This is a genomic window from Kitasatospora sp. NPDC043949, from assembly GCF_056435365.1.
Window position 1 is genome coordinate 1 of the sequence record NZ_JBWKEQ010000015.1, and the last position, 7,037, is coordinate 7,037.

Here is a 7,037-nt window from a genome sequence, read left to right on the forward strand (position 1 = left end):
CCCCCCCCCCCCCCCCCCCCCCCCCCCCCCCCCCCCCCCCCCCCCCCCCCCCCCCCCCCCCCCCCCCCCCCCCCCCCCCCCCCCCCCCCCGGCCCTACCGGCCTCCCGGACCACCGGCCGCCTTCATGTACGAGGTCCAGATCTGGGTGGGCAGCGCGGAGTCCGGGGTGTCCGGGGCGGCGCCGCCCAGCCCCTCCAGCGAGAGCAGCTTCATGTCCTTCAGGTCCGCCCGGAAGACCGTGACGGCCGTGGACATCCGCGCGTCGTAGCCGACGAACCACCCCGCCGTACGGTCCGGGGTCGTCCCCGGCTTCCCCGCCAGGTCCGGCCCGGCCTCCGCCGCCGCCTTGGCGCTCCCGGTGCGGACCGCGCTCTTCAGTGCCGCGTCCACCTCCCCCGCGACCTGCGGGGTCAGCGCCTGTACGGCGGTCGGCAGGCGCAGCGCGAGCGGCTCGCCGTTCCGGGTGATCCTCAGGACGGAGTACGGGTCCGTGTGGCTGCCTCCCGCGGCGAAGGCGGCGTAGGCGTCGGCGGTCCTGATCGCGCTCGGCGTGGAGTTCCCGACACCGAAGGCCGGCACCAACTCCCCCATGCTGCCCGGGAGCAGGCCCAGGTCGGCGGCGGTCTTCTGCACCCGGTCCAGGCCGACGTCCATGGCGAGCTGCATCATCGGCCCGTTGACGGACTGCTCCACCGCGCTCCTCAGGGTGACCGTCCCCCAGCTCCGCTTGCCGTCGTTGGCGGTCTTCGCTATCCGCCCGTTGCGCCCCCAGTACGGCCCCTCCGGGGTCATCACGTTCACGCCGTCGTCGCCGTCGTAGGTGGTGGTGGGCGTCACCGGGGTGCGGCTACCGCCCCGCTGGCGCTGGACGCCCTCGCTCAGGCCCGAGGCGTAGACCAGCGGGGTGAAGGCCGAACCGACCGGCACCGTGGAGGTGTTGGCGTTGTCGAAGCCCTGTTTCAGGTAGTCGGTTCCGCCGTAGAGCGCGACGATCCTCCCGTCCGGGGCCACCGAGGCGGCGCCGACCTTCAGTAACCGGTCGGCCTCGCGGCTGTCGGGGTCGATCCCCTTGGTGGCGTCCCGCACCGCGGCGGCCAGCGCGGTGACCTTCGGCTTCTCGAAGGTGGTGAAGATCTGGTGGCCGCCGAGGTCGAACTGGGCCTGCGTGATGTCGCTGTGGCCCTCCACGTAGGTCCTGGCCATGTCCACCAGGTACCCGACCTGGCCGCTCAGCCCCGCCGCCTTCGGCTGGGTCCTGGGCTCGGGGAACACCGTGTACCTGGCGCGCTCGGCGGCGGAGAGCTTGCCGACCTTCACCATCCGGTCCAGGATCCAGGACCACCGGTCCTCGGCCCGCCGGTGGTTGTTCGCACTGATCCCCGGATCGAACTGCCCGGCCCCCTTCAACAGGGCGGCGAGGAAGGCCCCTTCGCTCGGGTTGAGCTGCGAGACGTCCTTGCCGTAGTACGCCGCCGCGGCCCGTTCGATGCCGTAGCTGCCGCGCCCGAACCAACTGGTGTTCAGATAGCCGGCCAGGATGTCCGGTTTGCTCATCCGCCGGTCCAGTTTGATCGCGATGACGATCTCACTGAGCTTGCGCGAGACGTCCTGACGCTGGTTCAGGTAGCTGTTCTTGACGTACTGCTGGGTGATGGTCGAGCCGCCCTGGGTCTCACCGCCCGTGGCCATCTGGTAGACCGCGCGGCCGATGCCCGTGAAGGAGATCCCCGGGTCCGAGTAGAAGGTCTCGTTCTCGGCGGCCAGGACGGCCCACTGCACCGACTCCGGCACCCGGTCGAGCGGCACCTCCTGCCGGTTGGTCTCACCGATCCGCGCCATCTCGGTGCCGTCCGCCCAGAAGTACACGTTGTTCTGCTGGGTGGCGAAGGCGTTCAGGTCCTCCGGGACCTGGGTGGTGACGTAGAACCAGGTCAGCCACCCCGTCAGCACCGCCGCCCCGGCCCCCGCCACCAGGAGCAGCTGCCGCCAGGACGGGAGCCAGCGGCGGACTCCGCGCCGCCCTCTGCGCGGGTAGTCGATCCACCGCCGCCCTTCGGGCTCCTCCCCTCCGGGCTTCTCCTTCTCGGCCCCGCCACCTTGGTGAGCACGCACAGTCCGGTCTCCGATTCGCTCGTGGGCACAGACCCCCGAACTCAGACGCGATGAGGGTCGGACCACGGCACAACGGAATTGATGTGATCACGGTCATACCGCGCGGACCGGCGGGGCGGCGCAGACCCGCCCGGCCTGGGGTTTCACAGCGCCGGCCGAGGAGGTGGACCACGGGAAACGACGACGCCGGGGTGCCTTGTGGCACCCCGGCGGGTGGTCGAGGGCGAGGAAAGCGAACGGGCTATGTCAGGTGGAGTGAGAAGGAAGCCCGTTCATGGCCTCGCCGGGGCCAACGGTAGCAGTCAGGCGGGGATCAGGTCGCGCAGGTTTTCCGGGGTGATGACGACGGAGTCCGGGTGCAGGCCGTCCAGGCGCTCCAGGCCGATGTACGTGACCGGGCCGGCCGGGAGCGCCGCGCCGTCCCACAGCGTGGTGGCGGTGGCGCGCTCGTCCATCAGCCCGGTCAGGTGGCGGACCGTCAGGTGGTCGCGCTCGACGATGCCGCGCAGCAGCGTGGCGACCGACACCCGGTTCCCCTCGACCCGGTTGGAGTTCGGGTTGCCCTTCAGGTACAGGTGCAGCCACTTGGCGTGCCAGCGGCCGTCGTCCCCGCGCAGGAAGGCCAGTGGCAGGGCGACCCGGCCCGGGCCGCGCAGGTCCGACTTCATGCGGACGGTGCGCGGTTCGAAGGGGCGGCCCTGCTGTTCGGCATCGCGCAGCATGAAGCCGAAGAAGGACTCCTCGACCTCCTCGAAGCCCTCGCCGGAGAAGATGTTGACCTGCGGGACGATGGAGCTGCCGCGTACGGCGCCCAGGCGCAGGTTGATGAACTCGGAGCCGCCGTCGGTGGCGTCGGTGACGTCGCCCGAGTGCTCGCCCTCGAGCTGGGTGAGCGAGGTGTAGGAGAGCCAGCCGAGCGTCTCGTAGGAGTCGTCGAGCAGCAGGGCGGACAGGTCGAAGTCGGTGCTGTGGCTGGTCTGCTTCCAGTAGACGAAGAAGCGCAGCAGTTCGCCGTCGACCGGGGTGAGGGAGCCGCGGGGCAGCACGCCGAGTCCGGCGGCGGTGGCCCTGCCGCTGAGCGGGAGTGCGACGTCGAGCACGTCGGGGTCGATCAGCAGGTGCCCGGGGTCGGGGAGGCGGCGGCTCGTCTCGGCGTCCAGGGCGGCGAGCAGGCGGTCGCGTTCGGGTGCCGTCAGGGGCGGGCGGGTGTCGCCGGTGACCCAGGCGCGGCCGAGGCGGTTGACGAAGAGGCGGCGCCCGTCCGCTTCCCCGGTGCGGTTGTGGAGGTGTTCGCGGACCGACAGCAGGACCCGACCGGAGACCTGCGGGGCGGCCTGCTCGACGGCGGCCACGACGGTGTCGCGCTCCTCCGGGGTGCGGCCCGCGCGCAGCAGCCGGTCCAGGGACCGGAACAGCATGCCCGGGGCGGCGGCCAGCAGCCGTACCGCGCCGGTGACGTCGTCGGCGCCGAGGAGTTCCTCGACGCGGCTGGTGAGGGAGCGGGCCGCCAACTCGCCGCGGGCGACGGCGAACACCTCGGCGGCGTGCGGCCAGCGCGGGTACTCGTGCGGGTGGAGGCGCTCACCGAGGCGCTTGAACGCCTCGCGGTGCGCGGTGACGTCGGCGAGCTTGGCGGGGTTGGCGGCGACGACCGCGTCGAGGCCGGCCAGCAGGGCGCGGCGGGCCGGCCGTGGCAGCGCCCGGAACCGGGTCGGTTCCGCCAGGGTCACGTCGCCGTCGGACAGTGCGCAGGCCAGCCGGAGCACGTCGGTGACGGTGTCCAGGAGGAGGTCGGCACCGGCCCGGAGGCGGGCGAGGTTGACGACGGCGCGGTTCTCCCGGACCGGGATCGCCTCGGGCTGCGGACCGGCGACGCAGTGCCCGGCGAGCACGCCGAGGTCGCGCAGGCCCTCCTCGCCCAGCGGGGTGGTGCTGCCGGCCAGGGCCAGGTAGAGGGCCGTCACCTCCTCGTCCAGGGCGCCGCCCAGGTGCAGGACCGTCATGCGGTCGCCCGCGGCGGCGATCAGCTCGTCGTGGGCGGCGAGCAGTTCGGCGTAGCTGTGCTGGTACCTGCCGTAGGCCGGGAGGGTCAGCAGGTCGACCACGCCGGTGCGCAGTTGGGCGAGCACGCCGTCCCGTGACGCGTCGTCGGCGAGCGCCCCGGCGATGCAGTGCGTCCAGAACTCGAAGGTGTCCGGCACGTTGAGCGGGAAGTCGATGAAGTAGGCGTTGTGCCCGACGTGGTCGCCCACCAGCTCCCGGACGGTGCCCAGGGTGCGGGCGGCGGTGTCGACGACCGTCGCCCCGGGCAGCCCCGACAGGTGCTCCAGCAGGCCCGCCGAGAGCTTGAAACCCACGGACATCAGTGCGGCGTCGAACTGCCGCGCCGCGACGGCGCCTTGCCCCGCCGGACCGCCCGGCCAGGAGGAGGCGGGGAGGTGGTGGGTGTGCCGGACGACGATGGGTTCGAGACGGTGGACCATGCGGTCATGCTCGCAGAACGGCGCGGAGCGACGCATGCGGGTTTCCGGGCCCGCCACCGGTAGGTCCCGGGAAGTTGGCTAGACAGGAATTGGCTGAAAACTCATGCGGCGTTCGCTGGAGGACCTCGTACGGCCCGGCTGCGGCACCTATGTTCGAACCTTCTTGGCACCCCCCTTACCCCGAGAAGGAAGGACACCACGTGGCCTCCATCGACCGGCGCCGATTCCTCCAGCTGAGCGGCGCGTCCGCAGCCGCCGCAGGCCTCGGCGCGATCCCGCCCGCGGTCAGCAAGGCCCTGGCACTGCCCGCGATCGGCCGGACCCGCTCGATCGAGGACGTCGAACACGTCGTCGTCCTGATGCAGGAGAACCGTTCCTTCGACCACTACTTCGGCACCCTGCGCGGCGTGCGCGGGTTCGACGACCCGCGCCCCACGCTGCTGCCCGACGGCCGGCCGAACTGGCACCAGCCCGCCGCCGCCGTGAGGACCGACCGCTACCACGACCGCGGTCTGCCCGCCTCCGAGCAGGAGGTTCTGCCCTGGTACATCGACCCCAGGAACACCACCGAGTACCAGGCCGGCACCGACCACGGCTGGAGCAGCGGCCACCTCGCCTGGAACGAGGGGCGCCACGACCAGTGGGTGAACCAGAAGCAGGACGTCATGACGATGGGCCACCTCAAGCGCCAGGACCTGGCGTACCACTTCGCCCTGGCCGACGCCTTCACCCTCTGCGACTCGTACTTCTGCTCCGTCCACGCCGACACCGCGCCCAACCGCATCTACCTGTGGACCGGCACCAGCGACCCGCGCAACGTGTACGGCCGCAAGCCCAACGGCCCCGGCCTGGAGGAGCGCAACAACACCAACGGCTACACCTGGACCACCTACCCCGAGCGCCTGGAGAAGGCCGGCGTCAGCTGGAAGCTGTACCAGGGCGGCTCCGGCGAGCCGGGCACCCCCACGGACAACTACACCGACAACTCGCTGATGTTCTTCGAGCGGTACCAGGTCGCCGAGGGCGCGTCGGGCCCCCTGGTGGACAAGGGCGCCACCGACCACACGCTGAAGGAGTTCCGCGCCGACGTCCAGCAGGGCCGGCTGCCGCAGGTCTCCTGGATCGTCCCGCCGTACAAGTACAGCGAGCACCCGTCCGCGACGCCCACCGACGGCGCGTACTACATCAACCTCGTGCTGGACGCGCTCACCTCCAACCCCGAGGTCTGGGGCAGGACGGTCTTCCTCATCAACTACGACGAGAACGACGGCCTGTTCGACCACGTCGTCCCGCCGATGCCGCCGGTCGTCAGCGGCCCGGGCGGCCAGGGCATCGTCTCCGCCGACCTGAGGGCGAGCCTGCGCGACGAACTGCTCGACCTCGGCAAGCACCCGGGCGAGATGAGCCCGCTGGTCCCCGGCGCCGACCCGGGCGGCCTCCAGCCGATCGGCCTCGGCCCGCGCGTGCCGATGCTGGTCATCTCCCCGTGGTCGCGCGGCGGCTGGGTCTGCTCGGAGACCTTCGACCACACCTCCGTCCTGCGGTTCCTGGAGGCCCGGTTCGGCATCGAGGAGCCCAACATCAGCGCCTGGCGCCGGTCGGTCTGCGGCGACCTCACCTCGGCGCTCGACTTCTCCGGCACCGACCCGCGGCCGGTCTCGATCCCGGTGCCCGCGCCGATCGCCTCGCAGGGCAAGCCGTACCAGGTGCCGCTGCCCCAGCGGATGCCCACCCAGGAGCCCGGCGTCCGGCCGGCCCGCGCCCTCCCGTACGACCTGGTGGTCAACGAGGAGGAGACGGACACCCCCGGGCGGTTCCAGCTGGATCTGGAGAACCGGGGCGAAGCTGGCGCCTGGCTCTACGTCTACGACCGGACCGCGCCGAAGGCCGCTCCCCGCCGCTACACCATCTCGGGCGGCGACACCCTCGGCGACTTCTGGCCGCACTCCGCCTCCGGCGACTACCACCTCGCCGCCCACGGCCCGAACGGGTCGGTGTACGAGTTCGAGGGCAGCGCCCGGACCGAGCTGGTCGCGCTGTTCGACCCGCAGAAGTCCAAGGTGCGCGTCAAGGTCACCAACAACGGGCCGGTCACCCGGACGGTGACCGTCGCCAACGCCTACGCCAAGGGCTCGCAGCAGAGCCGCAGCCTCCGGCGCGGCGCCTCGGCCCAGTTCACCTTCGACATACGCCCCGACAGCCGCTGGTACGACATCACGGTCGCCGCCACCGACGGCCCGACCTTCCGCCGCCGCTGGGCCGGCCACCTGGAGAACGGCCGCCCCGGCACCAGCGACCCCGGCCCCCGCTGACCGACGGCGCGGCCCTGACCGTCGGCACGGCGCCCGACCGACGGCGCAGCGCCTGAACCGGCCCGGGGGGGGGGGGGGGGGGTGGGGGGGAGGGGGGGGGGGGGGGAGGGAAGGGGAGGGAGAAGAGGG

The 7,037-nt window shown here is 72.3% G+C and carries 3 protein-coding genes; 1 reads left to right on the forward strand and 2 read right to left on the reverse strand.

The features are described 5' to 3' along the window. Positions 1-94: 94 nt before the first annotated feature. Together AC07AL_RS14700 and AC07AL_RS14705 are read right to left on the reverse strand one after the other, a co-directional pair. Positions 95-2,113 (reverse strand): transglycosylase domain-containing protein, encoded by a 2,019-nt coding sequence (locus tag AC07AL_RS14700; protein WP_363586008.1) that lies wholly within the window; start codon positions 2,111-2,113, stop codon positions 95-97. A 302-nt stretch (positions 2,114-2,415) separates the two neighbouring features. Further along, the gene (locus AC07AL_RS14705; protein WP_478317597.1) at positions 2,416-4,596 is read right to left on the reverse strand and encodes a hypothetical protein; all 2,181 of its coding nucleotides are present in this window, start codon (positions 4,594-4,596) and stop codon (positions 2,416-2,418) included. Between the two features lie 200 nt (positions 4,597-4,796). On the opposite strand from AC07AL_RS14705, the gene AC07AL_RS14710 reads away from it, so the two are divergent. After that, the gene (locus AC07AL_RS14710; protein ID WP_478317598.1) at positions 4,797-6,908 is read left to right on the forward strand and encodes a phosphocholine-specific phospholipase C; all 2,112 of its coding nucleotides are present in this window, start codon (positions 4,797-4,799) and stop codon (positions 6,906-6,908) included. The last annotated feature ends 129 nt before the right edge of the window (positions 6,909-7,037 follow it).